General features: G+C 69.9%; 16 protein-coding genes and 4 pseudogenes. 12 read left to right on the top strand and 8 right to left on the bottom strand.

Going from position 1 to position 23,822, the window contains the following annotated elements:
• Window positions 1-2: 2 nt before the first annotated feature.
• Complete coding sequence (locus tag ACZ418_RS38050; RefSeq protein ID WP_468372147.1) at window positions 3-764, bottom strand: maleylpyruvate isomerase family mycothiol-dependent enzyme; 762 nt, start codon at window positions 762-764, stop codon at window positions 3-5.
• Between the two features lie 159 nt (window positions 765-923).
• Between ACZ418_RS38050 and ACZ418_RS38045 the strand changes: the two are divergent.
• Together ACZ418_RS38045 and ACZ418_RS38040 are read left to right on the top strand one after the other, a co-directional pair.
• A pseudogene (locus ACZ418_RS38045) lies at window positions 924-1,718 on the top strand (IS5 family transposase).
• 63 nt (window positions 1,719-1,781) lie between these two features.
• Window positions 1,782-2,471: pseudogene (locus ACZ418_RS38040) on the top strand (ISAzo13 family transposase); the annotation flags it as partial.
• A gap of 502 nt (window positions 2,472-2,973) precedes the next feature.
• Here ACZ418_RS38040 and ACZ418_RS38035 read toward each other — a convergent pair.
• Window positions 2,974-3,864: a LysR family transcriptional regulator gene (locus ACZ418_RS38035; RefSeq protein ID WP_468372145.1), complete on the bottom strand. Its 891-nt coding sequence runs from the start codon at window positions 3,862-3,864 to the stop codon at window positions 2,974-2,976.
• A 154-nt stretch (window positions 3,865-4,018) separates the two neighbouring features.
• On the opposite strand from ACZ418_RS38035, the gene ACZ418_RS38030 reads away from it, so the two are divergent.
• The 6 genes and pseudogenes from ACZ418_RS38030 to ACZ418_RS38005 all read left to right on the top strand — a co-directional run bounded on the left by ACZ418_RS38030 (window position 4,019) and on the right by ACZ418_RS38005 (window position 8,132).
• Window positions 4,019-5,053 (top strand): alcohol dehydrogenase catalytic domain-containing protein, encoded by a 1,035-nt coding sequence (locus tag ACZ418_RS38030; protein ID WP_468372142.1) that lies wholly within the window; start codon window positions 4,019-4,021, stop codon window positions 5,051-5,053.
• 32 nt (window positions 5,054-5,085) lie between these two features.
• Window positions 5,086-5,358 (top strand): annotated as a pseudogene (locus ACZ418_RS38025) (NAD(P)-binding protein); the annotation flags it as partial.
• Window positions 5,265-6,161: a flavin monoamine oxidase family protein gene (locus tag ACZ418_RS38020; protein WP_468372296.1), complete on the top strand. Its 897-nt coding sequence runs from the start codon at window positions 5,265-5,267 to the stop codon at window positions 6,159-6,161. The pseudogene ACZ418_RS38025 and the gene ACZ418_RS38020, both read left to right, overlap by 94 nt.
• On the top strand, window positions 6,149-6,679 hold the full coding sequence (locus ACZ418_RS38015) for a DinB family protein (RefSeq protein ID WP_468372139.1): 531 nt from the start codon (window positions 6,149-6,151) through the stop codon (window positions 6,677-6,679). Before ACZ418_RS38020 ends, ACZ418_RS38015 begins: the two co-directional genes overlap by 13 nt.
• A 20-nt stretch (window positions 6,680-6,699) precedes the next feature.
• Window positions 6,700-7,935, top strand: a complete 1,236-nt coding sequence (locus tag ACZ418_RS38010) for an MFS transporter (protein WP_468372137.1) — start codon at window positions 6,700-6,702, stop codon at window positions 7,933-7,935.
• Window positions 7,932-8,132, top strand: coding sequence for a hypothetical protein (locus ACZ418_RS38005; RefSeq protein ID WP_468372134.1), 201 nt, complete (start codon window positions 7,932-7,934; stop codon window positions 8,130-8,132). The genes ACZ418_RS38010 and ACZ418_RS38005 overlap by 4 nt, the downstream gene beginning before the upstream one ends.
• A 269-nt stretch (window positions 8,133-8,401) precedes the next feature.
• Here the strand turns inward: ACZ418_RS38005 and ACZ418_RS38000 are convergent, their stop codons facing one another.
• Together ACZ418_RS38000 and ACZ418_RS37995 are read right to left on the bottom strand one after the other, a co-directional pair.
• A complete protein-coding gene (locus ACZ418_RS38000; protein ID WP_468372131.1) occupies window positions 8,402-11,239 on the bottom strand; it encodes a type 1 periplasmic-binding domain-containing protein in 2,838 nt (945 codons plus the stop codon).
• A 459-nt stretch (window positions 11,240-11,698) separates the two neighbouring features.
• Window positions 11,699-12,298, bottom strand: coding sequence for an Rv1733c family protein (locus ACZ418_RS37995; RefSeq protein WP_468372128.1), 600 nt, complete (start codon window positions 12,296-12,298; stop codon window positions 11,699-11,701).
• 257 nt (window positions 12,299-12,555) lie between these two features.
• On the opposite strand from ACZ418_RS37995, the pseudogene ACZ418_RS37990 reads away from it, so the two are divergent.
• The 4 genes and pseudogenes from ACZ418_RS37990 to ACZ418_RS37975 form a co-directional block, all read left to right on the top strand.
• A pseudogene (locus tag ACZ418_RS37990) lies at window positions 12,556-12,825 on the top strand (pyridoxamine 5'-phosphate oxidase family protein); the annotation flags it as partial.
• Window positions 12,826-12,995: 170 nt separating this feature from the next.
• Window positions 12,996-15,257, top strand: a complete 2,262-nt coding sequence (pflB, locus tag ACZ418_RS37985; protein ID WP_468372126.1) for a formate C-acetyltransferase — start codon at window positions 12,996-12,998, stop codon at window positions 15,255-15,257.
• Between the two features lie 5 nt (window positions 15,258-15,262).
• On the top strand, window positions 15,263-16,033 hold the full coding sequence (pflA, locus tag ACZ418_RS37980; RefSeq protein ID WP_468372123.1) for a pyruvate formate-lyase-activating protein: 771 nt from the start codon (window positions 15,263-15,265) through the stop codon (window positions 16,031-16,033).
• 124 nt (window positions 16,034-16,157) lie between these two features.
• Window positions 16,158-17,075 carry a universal stress protein gene (locus tag ACZ418_RS37975; protein ID WP_468372294.1) on the top strand — a complete coding sequence of 306 codons (918 nt, stop codon included), beginning with the start codon at window positions 16,158-16,160 and terminating at the stop codon, window positions 17,073-17,075.
• A 95-nt stretch (window positions 17,076-17,170) separates the two neighbouring features.
• Here the strand turns inward: ACZ418_RS37975 and ACZ418_RS37970 are convergent, their stop codons facing one another.
• From ACZ418_RS37970 to ACZ418_RS37955, 4 genes are all read right to left on the bottom strand, one after another.
• Entirely contained in the window at window positions 17,171-17,635 is a 465-nt protein-coding gene (locus ACZ418_RS37970) for a pyridoxamine 5'-phosphate oxidase family protein (protein WP_468372119.1), read from the bottom strand.
• Between the two features lie 214 nt (window positions 17,636-17,849).
• Window positions 17,850-20,537, bottom strand: coding sequence for a bifunctional acetaldehyde-CoA/alcohol dehydrogenase (gene adhE / locus ACZ418_RS37965; protein ID WP_468372117.1), 2,688 nt, complete (start codon window positions 20,535-20,537; stop codon window positions 17,850-17,852).
• 269 nt (window positions 20,538-20,806) lie between these two features.
• A complete protein-coding gene (locus tag ACZ418_RS37960; RefSeq protein WP_468372114.1) occupies window positions 20,807-21,205 on the bottom strand; it encodes a hypothetical protein in 399 nt (132 codons plus the stop codon).
• A 1,055-nt stretch (window positions 21,206-22,260) separates the two neighbouring features.
• Entirely contained in the window at window positions 22,261-23,538 is a 1,278-nt protein-coding gene (locus ACZ418_RS37955; protein ID WP_468372111.1) for a vanadium-dependent haloperoxidase, read from the bottom strand.
• Window positions 23,539-23,822: the final 284 nt, after the last annotated feature.

Raw genomic sequence — 23,822 nt, 5'->3', positions numbered from 1 at the left:
GGCTACTCCTCGGGCTCCCAGGCGATCAGCTGCTCGAACACCTGCTGGTCGCCCTCGATCTTCAGGTCGCTCAGCGTGAGTCGGCCCCAGACGAAGAGGAGCAGCTGCTCGGCCGTGCCCGTGGCCGACGCGGAGGCGGGCGCGGCGTCGTCCGTGAGGGGGGCGGGCCAGGCGCCGGTGCCGTCCAGCGCGAGGAGCCAGGAGCGGCCCTCGGTGGCGTGGTAGTGGATGGTGGCGGCCTCGTGCGGCCAGGCCGCCGGGGTGGAGTTGCAGGTGTCGAGAAACTCGGCCACGCCGTCGATCGCGACGTCCGCCGGCATCGGCTGCACGGCGCCTGCGGCGAGCTGGGCGTCGTAGGTGTGCACCAGCACCTCGTGCACCCGGCGCCGGGCAACGCCCCAGGAATTCGCCGGCGACACGCCGGCGCCCCACCACGCCCAGCACTCGCGCTCCGGGCCAGCCTCGCGCAGCGCACTCAGCAGCAGCTCGTTCGACTCGGCGTACCAGGCCAGCAGCGCCTCGAGCTCGCGCGGAACCTCCGCGGCATCCTTGGTCGGCGGAGCCTCGGCCGGGCCCGCGGCGACGATCGCGGCCCACCAGCGCTGGCCCGTACCCAGGTGCTGCACCAGATCGAACAACGTCCACTCGGGGCAGGACGGCACCGGCGCGTCAAGGCTGGGCGCGGCGGCAACCGCACTCCGGAACGCGGCCGACCGCTCGTCGATCAGTTGCAGCAGGGCGGAATACTCAAGACTCTCTGTCACATCGCTTACCTATCACCCCAGCTCAGCCGACCGCACCCTACTTTCCAGGCCGTCAGCTGCGGGAGTTGGAGCACCTAATAGAAAGCCCGGTCGTAGCCATATCCCCTTCCTGGCTGGCTCGTTGAACGAGTCATGGGGTAGGGGAACGGTCCTCCGTGGATGGTGCCGGATGACCTGTGGGGGGCGGATCGAGCCGTTGCTGCCGGTCAGGCAGCGGCGTCCGCGCCATCCCGGCCGGCTGCCACTGGACGACCGTGGTTGCCTGCAGGGCATCCTGTTCGTGCTGCACACCGGGATCCAGTGGGAGTGGCTGCCGCAGGAGCTCGGCTTCGGGTCCGGGATGACGTGCTGGCGTCGGCTGCGGGACTGGCACGAGGCCGGGGTGTGGGACCGGCTGCACCAGGTGCTGCTGACCGAGCTGCACCGTGCCGGGAAGCTGGACTGGTCCCGGGCGGTGATCGACGGCTCCCACCACCAGGCCCGTCGGGGCGGCCCAAAACCGGGCCGAGCCCGGTCGACCGTGCACGGCCCGGCTCGAAGCACCACGCCATCACCGACGCAGGCGGCACCCCGCTCGCCATCACCCTGACCGGTGGCAACCGCCACGACATCACCCAGCTGCTGCCCCTGCTCGACGCGATCCCGCGGATCCGCGGATCGACCGGTCGCCCCCGTCACCGGCCGCGGCAGTGGTTCGCCGACCGGGGCTACGACTTTGACACGTACCGTCGGCTCCTGTGGAAGCGCGGCATCAAGCCGGTCATCGCCCGACGCGGAGTTCCGCACGGCTCCGGCCTGGGCTCGGTCCGCTGGGTAGTCGAGCGGACGAACGCGTGGATCCACGGCTGCCGACGGCTACGGATCCGCTGGGAGATCCGCGACGACATCCACGAGGCGTTCCTGAAGCTCGCCTGCTGTGTGATCACCTACAGGCGAGTCCAGGCAATGTGTTAGCTCCTCTAAGGGCGTGCAGATCTTTAACTCGTGGCTTTCTGCTTGTTGATTCGTTGGTCTGGCATGAGCGGGTTGGATGGCCAACGGACCGCGCTGGCAGCCAAGTCCGAGGCGATTCTGCCGCACCTGAACGAGCGGCAGCGACGGTTGACGTGTGCGACGGAGGCCCGGCTGCTCGGGCACGGCGGCATCTGAGCCGTCGCCCGTGCAGCCAAGGTGAGCGAGACGACGGTCCGCCGAGGCGTCGTCGAGCTGGAGTCCGGCGAGCTCATGCTTCCTGAAGGTCGGGTACGCAGGCCGGGCGGGGGACGCAAACGCGCTGAGGAGGCCGATTCCGGGGCACTGCCCACGCTGATGGCGCTGGTCGAGCCGGATGAGCGAGGCGATCCGATGTCGCCACTGCGCTGGACGACGAAATCGCTGCGGAGCTTGGCCCAGGAACCCGCCAGGGTCACCCCGTCTCGGCGATGACGGTGAGCCGGCTGCTGAAGGAGAACGGGTTCAGCCTGCAGGCCCAGGCCAAGACGCTGGAGGGCAAGCAACCCGGACCGAGACGCCCAGTTCCGCTGCATCAACGAGCAGGTCAAGTACCACCAGGCTGACGGCGAGCCGGTGATCAGCGTGGACACGAAGAAGGAGATGCTCGGCCAGCTGCCGAACGTCGGCCGCCAGTGGCGGCCGAAGGGCGACCCGGTCCAGGTGGAGGACCACAGCTTCTTCACCGGCCCGAAGGGCGATGCGGCCATCCCACACGCCTCACACTTGCGCGTCGCAATGGTCGGCGCCCTCCTGGCCGTACCGTTCCTGCTGGATGTCGTCCCGTACTGGGCCAGCCTGCTGTTGGGCGTGTTCTCCGGGGCCTTGGGGCTTTGCGCCGGGATGACGATGGACAGCGTGGGCGTGGACCAGGAGCCGTGGACCCGCCGCGAGACGTCGCATCCGGCGCTGCAGTAACCACGGTGGTGCTGTCGCAACCGATCAACATTTCGATTCGGTGGTCGGCGCCCGCTGCCTCCCCGCACCGGTGGACAAACACTGTCCGTTCTCGGGTTCTGACTCAACTTCTGTGATCGGTAACGGCGGCGTCCTCTCTCCTCATCGCGCCGGGCCTTTCTCGGACCGGCTCGGAGATGTCACGCACCGGGAACCGCTCGGGACGGTTACCGGAATGATTTCGAGATACACCATATCCCCAACGCGGATTCCTGCGGACGAGTCTGGTAAAGGCGCCAGGGTCATGGAGTCATAATCTCTGTCAATCGCCCGAGCCCTCACCGGCACGCTGGATGAGGGCCGCGACGAAGTCCTCCAGGTCGGCTGCGAGCGGGGTGCGGTTGTCCCAGACGGCTTCATATGCGATCTCCACGGGAGCCCCGGCCTGGATGAGGGGGCGGTAGTTGCCGTGGTCGTGTGTGATCTTGGACTGGGGTAGCAGCGCGGCGCCCACGCCCATGCGCGCCCACTCGTCCAGCACGCGGTAGTTGGAGGCTTCGCCGGGGTAGGTGCGCAGCGCCAGGTCGTGACTGCGGAAGAGCTCGGTGGTGAAGGTGGTCAGTCCGCAGCTGTCCGGTACGAGGATGTAGGCGGCGCCGGCCGCGGCCTGCAGCTCGACCGGGCTCTTGGTCCGGGAGTCGGCAGGGTCGAGCACGACGACCGGTTCGCGGGCGATGACGCGATGCCGGAACGTGGGCATGGCCTGCACGGCCGGCACCAGGAGGATGTCCAGGAGCCCTGCCTTGAGGTCCTCGCGAAGGTGTGTGAGATCCGCCTCGCGCAGCACCAGGTCACGCGGACGGTCCAGGTTGCGGGCGGCGTCGAAGGCCCGGGCGACGAGGTCGGCCCCGATCAGCGGGGAGACGCCCATCCGGATCGTGTCGGAGGCCGGCTGGGCCAGCCGGCGGGCCTCGGCGACGACCGCGTCCAGGGCATCGAGGGCTTGGTCGATCATGGGCAGGATCCGCGTGCCGTCCGCGGTCGGCCGCACCCCGCGCGGCGAGCGCTCGAACAGTGTCACGCCGAGCTCCTGCTCCAGCCGCGCGATGCCGTTGGACAGGGCGGGCTGGGTGACGCCGTAGGCGCGGGCTGCCGCACTGAACGACTTCGTCGTGGAGACGGCGCGGGCGTAGCGCAGCCCCTCGATGTTCATACTGCCCTCCTCGTGGCTATAGCCGCTCTTTATACCTCCATTCACCTTGATCCTCTACCGGGCTCGTCCGGGACGCTCTACGGTGCAGACGGAGTCACGTCCGAGGTATTTCCGTGGATATCCGCTTCCTTTTCTATTTCAAGGAGGGATTTTCGTGTCCCCAGACGCTAACCATGTTCACAGGGCCGCACAAGTCGCGGAGCCCAGGGCCGCCCTGCAGGTCGTCCCGGTGCGGGAGCGGGCACCCGGGATCGGCGAGGTGCGTATCGACGTGCAGGCGACCGGCATCTGCGGCGCCGACATCGGTACGGTCCGCAATCCCGCTCCGGCGACCGGTTTCCCCATCACTCCGGGCCATGAGGTCGCCGGTGTGATCGCGGAGCTGGGTCCCCAGGTGCAGGGGTGGGACGTGGGGGAGCGGGTGACCGTCGGCTGGTTCGGCGGTAGCTGCGGGCACTGCTCCGCCTGCCGTACCGGCGATGTCGTCCACTGTCCGGAACGGAAGGTCCCGGGCATGTCGTATCCCGGTGGCTGGTCGAGCACCATCACGGTTCCCGTCTCCACCCTCGCCCGGATCCCCGAGGGCCTGTCCGCGGCGGAGGCCGCGCCCTTCGGCTGCGCGGGCGTCACCACCTTCAACGCCCTGCGGCACTCCGGTGCCGGGCCGGGTGACCTGGTCGCCGTCCTCGGGATCGGCGGTCTGGGGCATCTGGCGGTGCAGTTCGCCGCAGCCATGGGATTCGAGACGGTGGCGATCGGCCGGGGCGAGCAGAAGCGGAAGCTCGCCGAAGAGCTGGGAGCGCGGCACTACATCGACACCGAGCGGGAGGAACCCGGAGCCGCACTCGGCAAGTTGGGCGCGGCGCGGTTGATCCTGTCCACGGCCTCCAGCAGCAAGCCGCTCACGGAGCTGGTGGACGGACTCGCCCCGCACGGTCGGCTCACCGTCGTCGGCTTCGACGGATCTCCCCTCCAACTGCCCCTGGCCAAGCTCGTCATGGGCGCGCGCAGTGTCACCGGTCATCTGACCGGCAGCCCCGCCGACACCGAACAGGCCATGCGCTTCGCGGTCGCCACCGGTGTCCGCCCGCAGGTGCAGACCCACCCGCTGGAGGAGGCACAGCAGGCGCTCGACACCCAGCAAGAAGGCAAAGCCCGCTTCCGGATGGTCCTCATTCCCGGCGCCTGACCGCCGCCACAGAAGCAGAGAGGGAGCCGTAGATGCTCCACCATCATGGCCACGACGTCGTCGTGGTCGGTGCCGGGATCGCCGGCCTTGCCGCGACCGCCGCCCTGGTCGCCGCCGGCCGCGACACCGTGTGCCTGGAAGCTCGCGAGCGCGTCGGCGGGCGTCTGCTCAGCAGGCCTGCTCCACCCGGGGCCCTCGACCTGGGGGCCATCTGGTTCTGGGACGGGGAGCGGCGCGGCGCGGATCTCGCTGCGCGGCTCGGCATCGACACCTTCGAGCAGCATCTGGTGGGGGACACCCTGGTGCAGGACGCCACGGGTGTGCGACGGCTGCACGGCAACCTGGTCGACGCCCCCGCCCGCCGTTTCACACCGGGGGCGAAGCCCTCGTCCGCGCGCTCGCGGTCGAACTTCCCGCGGACGTCATACGACTGGACAGTCCCGTCAGCGCGATCCACCGCCGCGCCACCGGCGGGCTCGACGTCCGTACGCCGGGCGCGGTGCTGCACGCCGGGCAGGTCGTGGTGGCCATACCTACCGCACTCGCCCTCGCGCGCATCGACTTCGGCTCGCAGATGTCGCCGGAACTGGTTCGCCTCGCCCGGGCGACCCCGGTGTGGATGGGGGCGGTCGCGAAGGTCGTCGCACGCTACCCTGCCCCCTTGTGGCGGGTCGCGGGGCTCGCGGGGGCGGCGGTCAGCAGAACCGGCCCGCTGCAGGAACTGCACGACATGTCGGGTCCCGACGGGCGGCCCGCCGCGCTGTTCGGCTTCGCCGCCGCCCAGGACGTCGGCCCCGACTTCGAGCAGGCGGTGACCGCCCCGCTGGCCCAGCTCTTCGGCCCTGCCGCCGCCGAACCCGAGACACTCCTCATACAGGACTGGAGCGGCGAGCGGTGGACCGCGCCGCCCGCCGTCCACCGCCTGACCGACTACTCCCTGTTCGGGCACCCCCTCTACCAACGGCCCGCGCTGGACGGAAGGCTGCACTGGGCCTCGACCGAGACGGCCACCCAGTACGCCGGGCACATCGAGGGCGCCCTGGCCGCCGCCGAGCGAGCGGTGACCGCGTCCCTGATCACGAAGGAGGCGAACTCATGCTCCCGATAAGCGTGTTGCTGCGCGAGTACGACCGCGCTCGTGCCTACACCGACGACCTGTGGAAGGACCTCACCCCGGACGAGGTGACCTGGCGCCCGCATGAGAACTCCAGCGCCATCGGCTGGCACCTGGGCCACCAGGCCCACGTCGCCCACTTCATGGTCCGCAACCTCACCGCGGCCGAGCCCAGCCCGGACCCGGAGCTGGATGCCCTGATGGACTCGGCAAACCCGGAGAAGTTCCGCGGCACGCTGCCCACCGTCAAGCGGCTCACCGAGTTCCGTGAGACCGTCGCCGAACGCGTCCACGCCCGCATCGGCGACATCGCCGCCGGCCGGGTCGGAGCCCCCACCCAACTCACCATCGTCACCAGCCACTTGCTCACCGTGCTCATCAACCACGAGTACCAGCACGACCAGTGGATCAGCGAGGTCCGCGCGGACAACCTCGGCCACGCACTGCCGCCCGACCCCGACAGCGAGCACCTGCGCCGTATCGACGGCTATCTCGTCGTGGACGTCCTGTAGCCGTAGGGAGAGACTCACCCGTGACAAGCACCGCCCCGGACATCACCGCCGCTATGTCCCCGCGGCCCGAGGCACAGCGCCGCGTCCTCGCCGTCCTGGTCAGCAGCCAGATCCTGAGCGGGGCGGGGCTCGCGGCCGGCGTCACCGTCGGAGCCCTGCTCGCGCAGGACATGCTCGGCTCCACTGACCTCGCGGGCCTGCCCAGCGCCCTGTTCACCGCCGGCTCGGCACTCGCCGCCGTCGCGGTGGGCCGTATCTCGCAGGCCCGGGGCCGCAGACCAGGCCTGGCCGCGGGCTACCTGACCGGCGCCGTCGGCAGCGCGGGCGTCATCGCCGCCGCCGTCGCCCACAACCCCGTACTGCTGTTCATCGCCCTGTTCGTCTACGGCGCCGGCACCGCCACCAACCTTCAGGCCCGGTACGCAGGAGCCGACCTCGCCGCCCCTGCCCACCGCGCCCGTGCCGTCTCCACCGTCCTGGTCGCCACCACCCTCGGCGGCGTCGTCGGCCCCAACCTCGCCGCACCCACCGGCGACCTCGCCGGCCACCTCGGCATACCCACCCTGGCCGGGCCGTTCCTGCTCGCCGGCGTCGCCTACGCGCTGGCCGCTCTCGTCCTCGCCGTCCGGCTGCGCCCCGACCCCCTGCTGCTCGCCCGCAGCCTCGATCTCCAGCAGCCGACGGAGGTCACCACGGCGAAGACTCGCGGGCCAGGGCTGATACCGGGCGCGCTGACGATGATCCTCACCCAGCTCGTCATGGTCGCGATCATGACGATGACCCCCGTGCACATGCACGACCACGGCCACGGCACCGCCGCCTCCGGCCTCGTCATCGCCATACACGTGGGCGCCATGTACCTGCCCTCACCGCTGACCGGCTGGCTCGTCGACCACCACGGTCCCAAAGCAGTCGCCGTAGCCTCCGGCCTCACCCTCCTTGCCGCCGGCATCACGGCCGCTGCGGCGCCTGCGGACTCCGTCGCCCTGCTCGCCCTGGCCCTCGCCCTGCTGGGGCTGGGCTGGAACCTCGGCCTCGTCTCCGGCACCGCGATGATCACCGACGCCGTGCCGCTGGCCACCCGCGCCAAGACCCAGGGCATGGTCGACGTCGCCATCGCCATCGCCGGCGCCACCGGCGGCCTGAGCTCCGGCATCGTCGTGGCCGCCGCCGGCTATCCCGTCCTCGCCCTCGTCGGCGGCGTCCTGGCCCTCGCCGTCCTCCCCGCTGTCGCCGTCAGCGCGAGCAGCCGGTGACCCGGCCCGCCCAGCCTGCCGGTGCCGGACTCACCGTGGACGGCACCGGCCTGCTCTGCGTGACCCTCCTGCTGCGCCTGCGCCGGGCCATTGACGGGGCGGCACCGGGCACTGTCGTCCACATCCAGGTCTTCGAGGTCAACCGGCCCGACAAGACCGCCCGGCGCCAGCAGGGCAAGACCGACTCCGTCGATTGATCGCTCGCTGCGCGAGCAACTGGCGCCTCCGACCAACCCAGCGCTGATACGCGCCTGCGCCGATCTGGCCTCCGGTGGCCACTACCTCGGCCGTGACGACGTCCTGGACGCCGTGCTGGTCACGCTCCAGCTGCCGGTCGAGCGTATCCAGCAGTTGACGGCCCAGGTCATGAGTCCGGGCCCGTCCCCCACTTTTCATGCGGGCAACTGTGGTCCGACCGGCGCGTATGGCGCCCCACAGGGGCAGACCAATGCGCACACCCGGGGCATCAGGATGCGTCGTCCGTCGGGCAGGCGAAGCGGTCATCGGGGCCCCAGTGGGTGACGCGTTGCGCGCCCTTGGCGAGCACACCGCAGGTGAGATCGGTGAGTGGTCCCCCGTTGGGGGGAATCTCGCGGACGTGGATCTCCTTGTCCGGCGGGTAGTTGTGGTCGCTGTTCAGCGTGATGACGCCGGACTCGCCGACGTACTGGGACACGCCTGGGTCCTGGAGCTGGGTGACCAGGGAACTGGGTGTGAACTCGGGATCGGTGGTGAAGATGGCGTCCATGACGTCGGAGAGGACGTTGACCGCGTCGTAGCCGACGGCCGCGTCGTTCTCCGCGGAGAGGTGGAATGCCGCTTGGAAGAGTCCTGCGAACGGTCCCTGGGGGTCGGGCAGGCTGAACTGGTTGTAGAACAGCGTCAGTGCGTCGTATTCCTGCTGCATGCGTTCCGGATGCAGGGTCAGGTCCGGGGCGGGACTCTCGGCCATGACCGCAACCCGGTTCTGGCGGGCGCGGCATCCCGGGTCGCCCTGCATGTAGTGGAACAGGTCCTCCATGACGCCGGAGCGGCCTGCGTACAGGACGAACCCGTTGGTCCGGTGAACCAGTGCGCAGACCGTCTGGGCGACGTCAGAGGTTCGCCGGTCGTCCACCTCGCCGTACGGCACCCGGTACACCGGCCCGGCCGCGTGGTAGTCCGTGTCGAAGCGGTTGGCCAGGTCGTTGCTGAAGTACTTGTCGCTCGGGTCGTAGACGACCACGGCGGCCGGTGCGGAGTGGCCTGCGGTGGGCTTGGCCAGGGCACCCAGCCGGGGCGAGTGCTGGGCGAAGGCGGCCATGACCGAGGCGATGCGCGCGTCGGGCGGGGAGAGCTGGAAGTAGGACACGGGCGATTCGCCCTCCACCATCCGTTGGCCCGTGACACCGGTGCCGAGTACGGCGAGGCCTTTGGTACCGAGTTCGATCGCGGCCTGCTGGGACTCCGGACGGCTCTGGGTCAGGCCGATGACGGCCGCGATGTGGTCCGCGCTCGCCCTGTCGAGGATCATCTGTGCGACGTCCACGCCGGTGTGATTGGTGGTGTTGAGACCGCCGCTCGAGCCGTAGCTGAAGTACTCGCCCGCGTTGGCCACGAGCAGCCGGACGGGCACCTGGGACTTCAGATGCCGGTCGTTCACCTCCTTCTGGGCCAGCAGGGCGCCACGCAGCATCTGGAATCCGGTGGGAACGGTGCGCTTCGACTCCGAACCCACACTGAGCGGTGCGAAGAAGACGAGCGTGCGGTACGGGCGGTTCGTGTCGACCAGTTCGTTCTGCTGACCGAGCGTCCGCTCCAGCTTCCGCAGCTCCGGCGCGTACAGGCCATGCGCCAGGTCGCAGCCGTCGTTACCGTCGGTGAGGCCCACGACCTGCCCGGTCGCCTCCTGCCGGCAGGAGGCGGCGGAGCGTCCGCCGGGCAGGAGGGACAGCACCGCCCGGTAGCCGGCGAAGCCACCGGCAAGCAACAAGGTGGCCGCGAGGGCGGCGGCCACAGGCCGCCACCAGTCCCAGGCGCCGGCGCGACGAGACCCGATGACACGGTGCCCGGCGAGCCACTCCGCCGCGGTGCCGTCGTCCGGGGTCCGGGGCAGCGGCAGCACGTGCACGGCCTCGTTGCTCCGGCCGGCCACCGCCGCAGAGAACAGCGCGGCCACCGCGCGGCCTGCTCGGTGGGCGCGGGAACCGCTCTGGTCCGGTACGGCCTGGCGTGGGGGAGGCGTGGCGTACGAGGGGATGTCATCCGTGGCAGCGCCCAGAACCAGCAGAGGGCTGGGACCGGCGTCGCCGGCTGTGGCGGCATAGGTGTCCAGGAGCTTGCGGCAGGCGGACCCCTCGCCGCCCACGGTCGGCAGCAGCAGGACGAACGACCATCCGCGCCGCGGGCGGCGCCGGCTCCACACCGGGGGCCGTGCCGCCTTGGCCAGGTCGTGGATCAGCGCGATGAGCAGTACCTGGCGGACCACCGCTTCGTCCCGGGCCGCCATGGCGGCCGACTCCGGGGGCTGGATCTGTGCCGTGTCATGGGCCCTTGAGTACTGGTGCGCCGCGCGCAGGGCCAGCGCCGCATCGAGGAAACTGCGGCCGGGCTGGTTCAGCCGGGAACCCAGCCAAGGCTGCTGCCGGTCGACACGTATGCCGTACCACAGGCGCCAGAGCCATCCGACCGGTACAGCAGTGACCCACCGCACGGCTGTCGCCCACGCTCCACCGACGGCCTCACCGAGCTGCGCGGCTCCAGGGGCCGGCTGGAACCTACGGGCCTCTCTGTCGACCAGCATGTCCCGCAGAGCTTTCCGGCCGGTCTCGGTGTCGTCCCCCGGTGCCAGCGGGGCACGCAGTACCGCCAGAAGTGTGCCGAACTCGCGCAGCCGTAACGCCCCGGCCTGGTCCGGCATGGAGGTGCGCAGCTGACGGGCCACTTCGTCCAGGAGCAGCACGTGAGGCCCGCCCGCCTCCTCCTCCCGCGGGCCGCCCCTGGCGAGAAGTCCGTCGTCGACGACCGCGTGCGGTGCCAGGCCGGCGAGGTGCTGGACCGGCTCATGTCCCGTGGACAGCAGCCGCTGCCGGTACGCCAGGACCAGAGCGGTGAGTGCTGGGTCCGGTTCGGCGGCGCCTGCCGCCGGGTCGCCCTCCGGTTCGCGTGCGAGGAGCACGGCCGGTAGCCGGCGCCCGCGGGAGCGTGCCCGCCACGGCAGGCCGGCCCGTCGGTCGGCGACGTAACGGTCGAGCACGCGGACGACCGCATCGAACCCGTTGGGCAGGACGAGCTGTTGCGCGTCCTCTGGGGGTGGGTGCAGCACGCAGAACCTCCGTGAGTCATATGTCGGCGGACTGTTCGGCGAGCCTAGGGACGCGGCCGGGGAGGCGGGGGATTTAGCTCTATTCGATCGCTTCCGAAACAAAGTGAGTGCGTTTTGCCTACGGGTGGCGCTTCCCACGCGGTCAGCAGCCGTGCAGGGCTCCGGTTGAGCCGGCCAGATCGCACCGCCGCTGTCGCGGTCCACGAGGTGGGGCCGGCCGACCTGCCCGACGTCCGCTCGGTCCACGACATTCCCGGAGGCAAGGATGTCTGCGGTTCCGGAGCGGTCGCTGTCCGACGGCATCAAGCTGGCTGCCCACGGAGGCCGCTCAGCACGAGGATGATGTCGCAGACCATCAACAGCCTGCAGGTGATGAACGCCCGGAGGGACGCCACCTCGGCGGTGGTGTCCCTCTCCGACGGCATGACCGAGGTCGCTCGTGCATGGGGTTTCCGACGGTCAACTGGTCTTGTGGCCCCACTGCGGCCCGACCAGGGTCCACTCCCTGTCCCACTCCTTGATGCGCCTACGGTCGAGGTACCTACGGCCGACGCTCCCGAACCCGAACACCACGCCGCTCAGGGCGAGGGCGGCGGAGGCTCCGAAGAGTCCCGCCTCGACGGCCGCCTTGCCGGGCGTCGGCGGCTGTGCGCTCAGCTTCCCTTGGGTGTCGATCCAGATCCTCACCGTGGAGCCGGTCTTCTTCCCGGTGGTCACCAGCGTCATGCCGCTGTGCGGGGAGCCGTCCGAAGTCGTCCAGCGGACCCTTGCCGAGGCCAGGGCTCTGCCCGTCCCCGAGGTCGCGGTGTGAGGGACGTCATCGAGGAGAACGGCGCGGACGGGGGTCCGTTCGGCCCGCTGCCGGGCGAAGACCTGGTCGGCCGCATGGGCCGTCACCACACCGACCGCCGTGCCACCCACCGCGACGAGCACCCATATGGCCGGCAGGAGCCATGCCTCGAGGACGTCGTCGCGACGCCGGATCGGGTTACTCCGCCATCGCCACAGCGGTACCCTCGTTCGCTTGCGCCTCCTGTTCGCGGGCCCGTCCTCGCGCATGTCTCCGCACCTCCTCGTCGTCACACCCACGAAGGTGACAGCGGCCGCCTTGCGGTGACATGGGCCGGTCAGGTGGAAGCGGAGGGCCGATGGGGCCAAGCCCAGGCCGCGGTGGGCCGTTCGGCCCAGCACTCGTACGGCTCGTTGACCCGCCGTGGTGCTGTGCCCGTGCGCAGTGGTCGGTGTGCACTGAACGGGCCCGGCAAGGAGACCATCGGCCCCTCACCGTTCTGCCGCGGTGTCACGCTCGTAGGACATCCGCACGGGCCCGTGCGGTCGACGCCGCGGTCGTCGCCTTCGAGGCAGACGCGGTCGACGTGGACGCACACTCCGGCTGGAGCGTCGTCGTCACCGGCCGGGCCGAGATCGTGACGGATCCGGCCGAGGCGGCACGCCTGGAGCGGGTCGGCCCGCGCTCCTGGGCTCCCTCACCCGAGGAGGTCTTCGTGCGCATCGAGCCTGAACTGGTCACCGGGCGCGAACTCGTCGCGGGCCGCACGATGTACGGCCTGCACCTGTCCGCCTGACCGCCGGGCGCCTGCGACCTGGCCCGAACGGCCCTACGGCGCGGGGGCCGGACGGCGCGGCGACGGTTCCCGCCGGCCCTGCCCCCGGCAGGGGCACGCGAGGAGCATCGTCGGCGGAGCCGCCCACGGAACCTTCCGTGTGCGGTGTCGCGAACGATGCGGAGGCAGTGATGACCGTGGCAACCCGTCCTGACGTGGACGCTCCCGCCGAGGCCTGGCGTGGATTCGCCGGCCGACGCTGGCGCGAACGGATCGACGTACGCGACTTCATCCAGGCCAACTACACGCCCTACGAAGGCGGCCCGGAGTTCCTGACCGGTCCGACCGAGCGCACACTCGCCGTCTGGCACAAGGTCAGCGCCCTGTTCCCCGAGGAACGCCGCAAGGGCATCCTCGACGTGGACACCGCCACCCCTTCCACGATCACCTCGCACGCCCCTGGCTACATCGACCGGGAGCGCGATCTGATCGTCGGACTCCAGACCGACGCCCCGCTGAAGCGCGCGATCATGCCCAACGGCGGACTCCGGATGGTCGAGAACGGCCTGAAGGCGTACGGATACGAGCCCGACCCGTTCGTCACCAAGGTCTTCGGTACCTACCGCAAGACCCACAACGACGGCGTCTTCGACGCCTACACCCCCAAGATGCGAGCCGCCCGCAAGGCCGGCATCATCACCGGGCTCCCGGACGCCTACGGCCGGGGCCGGATCATCGGCGACTACCGGCGCGTCGCTCTGTACGGCACCGACCGGCTGATCGAGGCCAAGCGGGCCGAGCGGACTCTGCTGGACAGCCGGCCCTCCGCTCCACACGTCATCCGTGATCGCGAGGAACTCGCAGAGCAGATACGGGCGTTGGGCGAGCTGGCGCGGATGGCCGCCTCCTACGGCTGTGACGTCACCCGCCCCGCGTCCACCGCCCGCGAGGCGGTGCAGTGGCTCTACCTCGGCTTCCTGGCCGCGGTGAAGGAGCAGAACGGCGCCGCGATGTCGCTCGGCCGCACCTCGACCTTCCTGGACGTCTACGTTCAGCGCGACCTCGACGAGGGGCGTATCGACGAGCCCCGGGCCCAGGAGCTGATCGACGACTTCGTGATCAAGCTGCGGATCGTGCGCTTCCTGCGCACACCCGAGTACGACCAACTGTTCTCCGGCGATCCGACCTGGGTGACGGAGTCCATCGGCGGCATCGGCACCGACGGCCGCACACTCGTCACCCGTAGCTCCTTCCGCTTTCTGCAGACGCTCTACAACCTCGGGCCCGCACCGGAGCCGAACCTCACGGTGCTGTGGTCGCCGCAGTTGCCCGAGGACTTCAAGCGGTTCTGCGCCCAGGTCTCGATCGACACCAGCTCCATCCAGTACGAGTCCGACGACCTGATACGCCCGCGCACCGGCGACGACACCGCGATCGCCTGCTGCGTGTCGGCGATGGCGGTGGGCAGGCAGATGCAGTTCTTCGGCGCCCGGGTCAACCTCGCCAAGGCCCTGCTGTACGCGATCAACGGCGGCCGGGACGAGATGACCGGCGAGCAAGTCGCCCCCGAGATGCCCGCCCTGACAGGGGAGTACCTGGACTACGAGGAGCTGTCGGCGGCGTACGACCGGATGCTGGACTGGCTGGCGAAGACGTACGTCAACACGCTCAACGTCATCCACTACATGCACGACAAGTACGCCTACGAGCGCATCGAGATGGCCCTGCACAACCACCCCGTCCACCGCTACATGGTATGCGGCATCGCCGGGCTCTCCGTGGCCGCCGACAGCCTGGCAGCCGTCAAGTACGCCCGTGTGAAGGTGATCCGGGACGACACCGGGCTGGCGGTGGACTACCAGGTCGAAGGCGAGTACCCGGCGTACGGCAACAACGACGACCGAGCCGACGGCCTCGCGGTCGACCTGGTGGAGTCCTTCATGGCCAAGGTGCGCAAGCACCCCACCTACCGGGACGCCGAGCACACCCAGTCGGTCCTGACGATCACCTCCAACGTGGTCTACGGCAAGCACACCGGCAACACCCCCGACGGACGGCGCGCCGGACAGCCCTTCGCACCCGGCGCCAACCCGATGAACGGCCGGGACCGGCACGGGGTCGTCGCCTCGGCCCTGTCGGTGGCGAAGCTGCCGTACGAGGAGGCCCGCGACGGGATCTCCCTGACCACGACCATCACGCCCGAGGGACTGGGCCTCAATCCCACGGAGCGTGCCGGAAACCTGGTCGGCATCCTCGACGGGTACATGACCTTCGGTGGTTTCCACATGAACGTCAACGTGCTGAACCGGGCGACGCTCGAGGACGCCATGGAACACCCTGAGAAATACCCCGAGTTGACGATCCGGGTCTCCGGATACGCGGTCAACTTCGTCCGGCTCACGCGTGAGCAGCAGCTCGACGTGATCAGTCGCACCTTCCACGGGTCGCTGTGAACACCGTGGCGACCTCCGCGTCACGGCAGGCGGTCCCGGCAACGGGACCGCTCACGGGCCGGGTGCACTCCTGGGACCTGTCCACCGGCGTGGACGGTCCCGGGACCCGGTTCGTCCTGTTCGTCAGCGGCTGCCCGTTGCGCTGCCTGTACTGCGCCAATCCGGACACCTGGCACATGCGCGACGGCCGGGAGACCTCGGTCGACAAGGTCATGGGGGAGATCGAGAAGTACCGGGGCTTCCTGACCAATGCCGGGGGAGGAGTGACCATCACCGGCGGTGAGCCGCTGCTCCAGCCGGCATTCACCGGCTCCGTCCTGCACCGCTGCAAGGCGGCCGGACTTCACACGGCCCTGGACACCTCCGGCTTCCTCGGCACGCGTGCCTCCGACGAACTCCTCGCCGACACCGACCTGGTGCTACTGGACATCAAGTCGTTCGACGCCACCACCTACCGCAAGCTCACCGGTGGCGGTCTGGCTCCCACGCTCAGCTTCGCCACGCGCCTGGACCGGCTGGGCGTCCCGGTGTACATCCGTTACGTCCTCGTCCCCGGCTGGACTGACGACCCGTCCGCCGTGGACGGCCTCGGCGCTTTCCTGGCCGGGCTGAGCAACGTCGACCGGGTGGACGTCCTGCCCTTCCACAAACTCGGCGCCTACAAATACGACGCCCTCGGCATCGACTTCCCGCTACGCGACACGCCCGTGCCCGATCCGGAGCTGACGGAACGCGTGCGCGAGCAGTTCCAGGAGCACGGGCTGCGGGCGTTGTGAATGGGCCGATCCGTCGCGCGTTCACCACGCGTGGGCCACTCGGGCTCCGCACAGGGACCTGAGACCTCTCCTGCCCCAAGTACACGGCGTCGACACTGAATTCGTGACTTTGAAGGAGGCCGAGATGTCCCGCACCATCACCGCAGGCCTGGACGGATCCCCGGAGAGCCTGACCGCCGCTGAATGGGCAGCCAGGGAAGCCCTGCTCCGCGACGCCCCGCTGCGCCTGGTCCACGCCCTCGGGCGGCAGCCGTACACGTACGCGCCGCCGGGCGGGATACTCCAGCCGTCACCAAGCCCGGACGAGTGGAGTCGCTGGGCGGATCGCATGCTTTGCGAGGCCGAAGCGACGATCGCGCGGCGCCACCCGGGCCTGCGGATCACCACCGACCGTGTCACCGAAGAACCCGTGCCCGCCCTGCTTGGCGCGGCCGGGGAAGCCGACCTGTTGGTGCTGGGCTCTCAGGGCTTGGGCGGCGTGGCCGGTTTCCTGGTCGGGTCCGTCGCCCAGGCGGTCGTGGCCGGCAGCCGAAGGCCTGTCGTCCTCGTGCGGGGCGGCCTGCGCCCCGAGGACGAACACCAGCCCGGCGCCCTCGGCTCCGGGGTCACGCCGTTCCGCGACGTCGTCCTTGGCCTCAACTCCGCGGCCCCGAACGACAGCGTGATCGGATTCGCCTTCGAGACTGCCTCACAGCGCGCGGCGAGGCTGCGCGTCGTCCATGGCCGGAGCCCGGAACTGCCCTACTACGACAATGGCGGCGACCTCAACGCCGAACTGCACGACGAACTCACCGGGGAGATGCACCGTTCCCTGTCCGAGGCGCTGGAGCCCTGGCGGGACAAGTTTCCCGGCGTCGAGGTGACAGAGCAGGCCGTGATCGGCAAGGCCGGCTCGCACCTCGTGGAGGCCTCGCGCGACGCGTCCCTCGTCGTGATCGGTCGCCGTCGGCGCCGGACACCGATCGGCACGGTGATCGGCCCGGTCGCCCATGCGGTGCTGCACCATGCCACCGCACCGGTCGCGGTGGTCCCCCACGATTGACAGGTTGCCTGGCGAGCCAGAGCCCGTTTCCGACTGAAGGCGGCGTGAGAACCGGAGGGTTCTCACGCCGCCTTCAGTCAGAAACGAGACCGCGATCAGGCGGGGGCGCCCTCCTCGTCCGCAGTGACCCGGACCCCGGTGATCAGGTCGGGTCGGATGCGTACGGCATAGTCCATGGTCTGGTTCACCCAGGGGGTGAGCAGTTCCTGGTAGCGGGCCAGCTCGTGCGAGTCGGTCACCAGGTGGGCGTAGCCGGTGACCACGACGCTCCAGCCGAGGTGGGTGTCGGGGTCTATGGAGTCGGCTTCATATGCCACCACGACGCCTTGGCTGTCGGCCTGCCCGGTGCGTGCGGTCAGTGCCGTGCCCTCGTGGGTGCGGATGACGATGTCGCCATTGTCAAGGACGTGGTTGACCCGGCGGACGGTCGGCAGTGCCTGGCGGGTGAAGACGATCCTGCCGAAGGAGACGCTGCCCAGCAGCCGCAGGGCTTCGTCGCTGTCCAGCTCGATGCTCCGGCGCGGCCCGGTCGGGAGAGTCTGCGTGGTGTCAGTGGTCATGGGGTGGCTTCCGTGCGGTTTCGTTGCTCACTGCTGTGTGTCTTCGGCGGGCGTGACCAGGCGGATGGCTGATCTGTCGCCGTGGCGACGGGCGGTGCGCCGGTAGGGCATGTGCGACGTCCCTTCGAGGCCTGCGCGGCTGCCTGTCCGCGGCGCACCAGGTCGGGGGCCGTGGGCAGGCTCGATCAGGTCATTGGAACGGCCTCGGGGCTCTTCATGCCAGGGCCGTTCGGCCCTTGTCCGTGTCCGGCCGCACCGGTTCGTCGCCGTAGTAGGCCACGCGCATGATCTCCTGCATGTCGTCGAGCATCGGCATGCGTGGGTTGGCGGGCGCGCACTGGTCTTCGTATGCGTTCAAGGCCTGTCGGGGCAGAGCGGCGAGGAAGGCGCGCTCGTCGACGCCGAGTGCCTGGAAGGACGGCTCGATGCCCACGGCATCGCGTAGCCGCTCCACCGCGCGGGCCAGCGACTCCACGCCCTCCTGCGCGGTGGAGGCGGGCAGGCCGAGGGCGCGGGCGATGTCCTGGAAGCGTTCGGGGGCACGGTAGCTCTCGTACTTGGGCCAGCCCGTGAGCTTTGCCGGGACGGTGCCGTTGTAGCGGATGACGTGCGGCAGCAGGACCGCGTTGGTGCGGCCGTGTGCGATGTGGAAGGTGGCGCCGAGGGTGTGCGACATGGCGTGGACGATGCCCAGGAAGGCGTTGCCGAAGGCCATGCCCGCGATCGTGCCGGCGTTGTGCATCCTCTCCCGCGCGTCGGGTCGGCCCCTGCGGTCGTTCACCGCCGCTTCGATGTTGTCGAAGATCAGGCGGATCGCGTGCAGGGCCAGGCCGTCGGTGAAGTCGTTGGCGTAGACGGACACGTACGACTCTATGGCGTGGGTGAGGGCGTCGAAGCCGCTGTCGGCCGCCAGCACCGGGGGCAGGTCCGCGGTGAGCAGTGGGTCGACGATGGCCACGCTCGGGGTGAGTGCGTAGTCGGCGAGCGGGTACTTCTTGCCGCTCGCGGGGTCGGAGATCACCGCGAAGGGGGTGACCTCCGCGCCGGTGCCGGACGTGGTGGGTACGCACACCAGGCGGGCGCGGGTGCCGAAGACCGGGAAGCGGAAGGCTCGCTTGCGGATGTCGGAGAACTTCTGCCGCATGTCCGCGAAGTCGACGTCCGGGTGCTCGTACAGCAGCCACATCACCTTGGCCGCGTCCATCGGGGAGCCGCCGCCCAACGCGATGATCGTGTCGGGGCCGAAGTCGCGCATGAGCTGGGCGCCGCGCTGCACGGAGTCGATGCTCGGCTCGGGCTCGACGTTGTCGATGATCTGGAGGGTGACCGGTTCGTGGCGGCGTTGCAGGACGCGGCTGACGCGGTCGACGAAGCCGAGGCGGGTCATGGTGGCGTCGGTGACGACCGTGACGCGGTGGACGTCCGGCATGGAGGACAGGTAGCGCAGGGACTGCGGCTCGAAGTAGATCTTCGGCGGCACCTTGAACCACTGCAGGTTGTTGCGGCGCGCGCTGACCCGCTTGATGTTCAGCAACTGCACTGCGGAGACGTTGTTGGACACCGAGGTGTGACCCCACGAGCCGCAGCCCAGGGTGAGCGACGGCAGCAGGCTGTTGTAGATGCCACCGATGGCACCCTGCGACGACGGGGCGTTGACGATGATCCGTACGGTCTTCATGCGCCGGCCGTACGCCTCCGCCAGCGCCTGGTCCTCGGTGTGGATGACCGCGGTGTGACCCTGGCCGTGGAAGGCGACCATGTCCGCGGCGAGGTCGAAGCCCTGCTGCTCGGAGCCCGCGCGCAGCACGGCGAGCACCGGGCAGAGCTTCTCACGGGTCAGCGGCTCATCCGGGCCCACCCGTTCGGCCTCGACCAGGATCAGTGAGGTGTCGCCCGGGACGGTGAAGCCTGCCTGCTTGGCGATCCATGCCGGACTCCGACCGACGGCTCCAGCGTTGACCTTGGGCTCACAGCCCGCGCTGGTGCGGCCGGTCGGGAACAGGAAGGCTTCCAGCTTCGCCTTCTCCTCGGCGGTCGCCAGGTGAGCGTGCAGAGTGCGGAACTCGGCCAGTGCCGCGTCGTAGATCTCGTCGTCCAGGATGACGGCCTGCTCGGAGGCGCAGATCATGCCGTTGTCGAACGACTTGGACAGCACCAGGTCGTTGACGGCCCGGTGCAGCTTCGCGCTCTTGTGCACGTATGCCGGGACGTTGCCCGCACCGACGCCCAGCGCGGGCTTTCCCGCCGAGTAGGCGGCCCTGACCATGGCGTTGCCGCCGGTGGCGAGGATCAGCGAGACGCCGGGGTGGCGCATCAGGATGCCGGTCGCCTCCACCGATGGCGTCTCGATCCACTGCACGCAGTGCTCCGGCGCGCCGGCGGCGACGGCCGCGTCCCGTACGATCCGGGCCGCCGCCGTACTGCACCGCTGGGCCGAGGGGTGGAAGGCGAACACGATCGGGTTGCGCGTCTTCAGCGCCATCAGGGCCTTGAAGACGGCGGTGGAGGTCGGGTTGGTGACCGGTGTGATCGCGCAGACCACGCCGACCGGCTCGGCCACCTCGATCATGTCCTCGATGTCGTCGCGGGCGATGACGCCGACGGTCTTCATCGGGCCCATGCTGTGCGTGACGTGCTCGCACGCGAACATGTTCTTGGCCGCCTTGTCCTCGAAGACCCCACGCCCGGTCTCCTCCACGGCCAGGCGGGCCAGCGCGGTGTGCTGGTCCAGGGCGGCGACCGAGGCCTTCTTGACGATGTGGTCGACCTGCTCCTGGGTGAGGGCGTCGTAGTCGGCGAGCGCCTTGAGTCCGTTCGTGACCAGCTGGTCCACGGCAATGGTGATGTCGGACGGCGCGTCGGCAGCTGCTGTTGCCTGGATTCCGGCCTGATGACGGGTCATTGGGGAGCGCCTCCGTTGACGAGATCCGCCGGCGTTGGCCGACGGTGTGCGGACCGGAGCGGCACCGCGGGGGATTCGGTGCCGCTCACGCCTCCACTCTCGTCCCGCCTGATCCCGACTCCCAGGTGCCGATGGTCCCTTCCGGGGGCTGACCGGCACTGGTCCGGCGAGGCCTGGCGACCCGTCCGGGCAGCTCCCTCGCCGAGGCGCAGGAACCACACCTACGCGAAGGAGGGCGACCGCCCCGCAGCGGAGGCTCACGAAGGGCTCTACTCTCGGCCGCTGTCGGTACCGCCGCCGCGCCACGGAGGAGGAGTGGCCGACCTGCGGGCCTCCTCCTTGCGGTGCAGGGCACGGTTCATCTGGCTGCGCAGCCGGTCCCGCAGCCGGTCCGCCAGTTCATGTGCCGTGGCCTCCTGGGCATGCACGACCACGAGGGTGTTCCCCACGACGAGCTCGGCCCCGGCGGACCAGGGCCGCTCGGCGTGGTGCGCCACCGCCCTGGTGACCCTCACCGCACCGCTCACGGCCGGAACTCCGGGTCGGCCGAGGACCGCGTCGACCTTCTCCCGGAGGTAGGCGACGGCTTCCTCGTCCACATCACCTTCCACGCGCACCTCTACGGCGACGGCGCTGGTGACCTTGGTGCCGGTGTCCTTGGCAGTCATGTGCTCCGCTCCTTCTGATCGTTTCGCAGCGGCTCCAGACTTCTGCGGGCACCGGTCCTGGCCCAGGGCTGCCGGGCCCCAACAGGGGGGCCATTGGACCTTCACTCTGTGGGGTGGCGTGATTCGGGTTTGGGCGGTGCGGCGCCCCGTTCGGCTATCGGAGTGTCAGGGCCATGGCTCCTGACTGATGAGGGGCCGACGGGCCGATTCGTACCACGGCGGCAGCGGTATCTCATGGCGGCGGGACACTGTGGGTGGACAACAGGGCCGGCTGGCCTTGGCCCTTCGGCCCGGATACGGGAAAGGATCTCGGTACCGTACGGGAAAGGGTCTCCGTACGGAGGGCCGACGGTGAGTGGCCCTTACCGGCGGTAGGGGTCTCGTAGAGCGATCGTCGCCGGATTCAGCGGGAAGCCGCTGTCCCGGTCCGGCCGACAGCAGGGCGATGCGGGCCTGGAACGGCGGCCGGAGCGGCGGCTTCTTCCTGCCCGGCGACCCCTTGCTGGTGCCAGCCGGCTTGTCGTGCGCTCCGCTGCCCGCACGGGTCGGCACCTGCCCTTGCTGCCCCGTCCTGGTCTGCGCCGCAGCCGGCACCATCGCCGTTGCACAGGGTTTTGGAACGGCTGGCGAGCGGACCCCGTCGCTCTCCCCGGAGTGCGCAACCACTGCCTTCGAGCGGGGGCGGACCGAGCGGAAGTACTGCTGGACCGTTACGGGTACGCCGAGGCGGTCCTGCTCCGACGGTTCATCCCGGTCGTGCGCACCGTCCTCAATCCGGTGGCCGGAGCACTCGGCGTGCCGGTGCGCACCTTCACTCTCTGGCCGGTGGCCGACGGCCTGGCCTGGTCACAGTCGTCCATACTCGGCGGGTACTGGCTGACCCATGCGCCGCCTGATGCAGCTGATGTGAGACGTCCTCGCACGACCGACCGCACCCGGAGCCAAAGGAGACATCAGGACCAGCGCAGAAGGGTCATGAGTGGTGCCGATGCTTTTGCTGCCACTGGCTTCTGGCCGCCGCCGTGTTGCGCATGAATGTCTCTCGGTGCGGACGGTCAGAGGCGACCTGCAACGAAGTCGGCTACCTGGGTGCCGAGTTGTCGGCCCGCGCGGTTGTCGATCGAGGTGTGCTGGCCGGACCAGGTCCGGCTGAGCCACGCTTCGGTGGCCGCGTCCTGGAAGCCGGCATAGGTTCGGGTGGTGCCTTTCGACGTCACCGCGAGATGATGCCGCGCGCCGTAGAACCCGGTGAGCGTCGTTGCCGCCGCTTGGCTGAGAGCGGCGTGGGCGCTGGGATACGACGGGTCGGGGGCGGTCGTCAGCAGGGGGGTCCAGTGGGGATCGCCGACGATGTGCGGGTTGTAGTGCGTACCGCCGACCCGGAGGGCGGTGACGGGCCGCCATACGCGATAGGCGTACTTGGCGTCGTACATCGCGATCGTGGTGTCGGCGAGGGTCAGGTCGAGCCGGGCGAAGACCTTCACCGCCCGGTCCAGGCTCGCGTTCTGGGAAGTGACGAGGTTCTGCGCGATCTCGTTCCAGACGTTCCAGACGGGCGCCGCCGCCCAGAACTTCGCGGCTGCCGTCTGATCGGAGGTACGGGTGGTACTGGTCTTGCTCCCCAGACTCTTGACCTCGTTCAGGGCGGTGGCGTATGCCACGCTGCTCACGGCCGGCGGCGGCGCCGGGCGGAACTGGCGTCCGCTCGTCAGCACGAACGGCTTGACCGAGCCCCAGTTGGTGAACACCGGTGTCGGGAAGTCCGGAGGGGTGGGCCGGTAGTCACCGGCCTTGTCGCCGGGGTGAAAGCGAGGCGGCTTCGCCGAGGACCCGTCGTGGGACCGCAGGCTGATCAGCCGGCGGGCGACCGTGGCTCCCACCGTCATGCCCGCCTGCTTGTCCGGGCCGTCCGGAATCGCGGACAACTGGCTGGTCAGCCGCAGGTCCACGCCTGCGCGTTCGGCCGGGTACAGGGCGACCAGCACATCGTGGGCTGCCTGGTCCGCTGCGGCATCGGCACGAGCGCCTCGCGGTGCCGAAACCGAGAACACGTAGGCGGAGCCGGACCGGGTGATCGACACCACCGCGTCGTACTCGGCAGCCTGGAGGAGGGCGAAGCTGCGCGTGGGCTGGACGGTGGCCGGCTGCGCCTTCGGATCGCCCAGGATGGTGATGAGCTCGCGGTTCCATTCCACGACCGAGGTCCCTGACCTCGTGGCCGCGGTGGCCGGGGCCGGCGAGTGAGCGGCGCCGGACCCGAAGGCGGGGCCGGTGAGTCCCGCTACCAGCGCGATTCCGGCCAGTATGACGAGTGTCCCCTGCTTTCCACCCATGCTCTGCGGCTCCTTATCGCCGGCGGCGGGTTGTGGCGACCGTTGCCGTACACGTCACCCATCTGGGTCACGTGTACGGCCACATGGTGGGCGGACACCACGGATCGAACGGTGAGTCCGCAGCGCATGTCACAAAGAAGCACTCCGCGCATCCGCTCCGGAGCGGGACGGGGATTGCGAAGCCGGTTCTCGTCCGGCTGATACCTGGGCTGGGCCGGTCGTTGCAGAATCATGACCGGACCCACCGGGACACCGGCCATCAAGGCTGCACACGTCACCCACAC

This window comes from Streptomyces sp. NPDC030820 (assembly GCF_055572075.1).
This window is presented reverse-complemented; position numbering and strand designations above follow the sequence as displayed.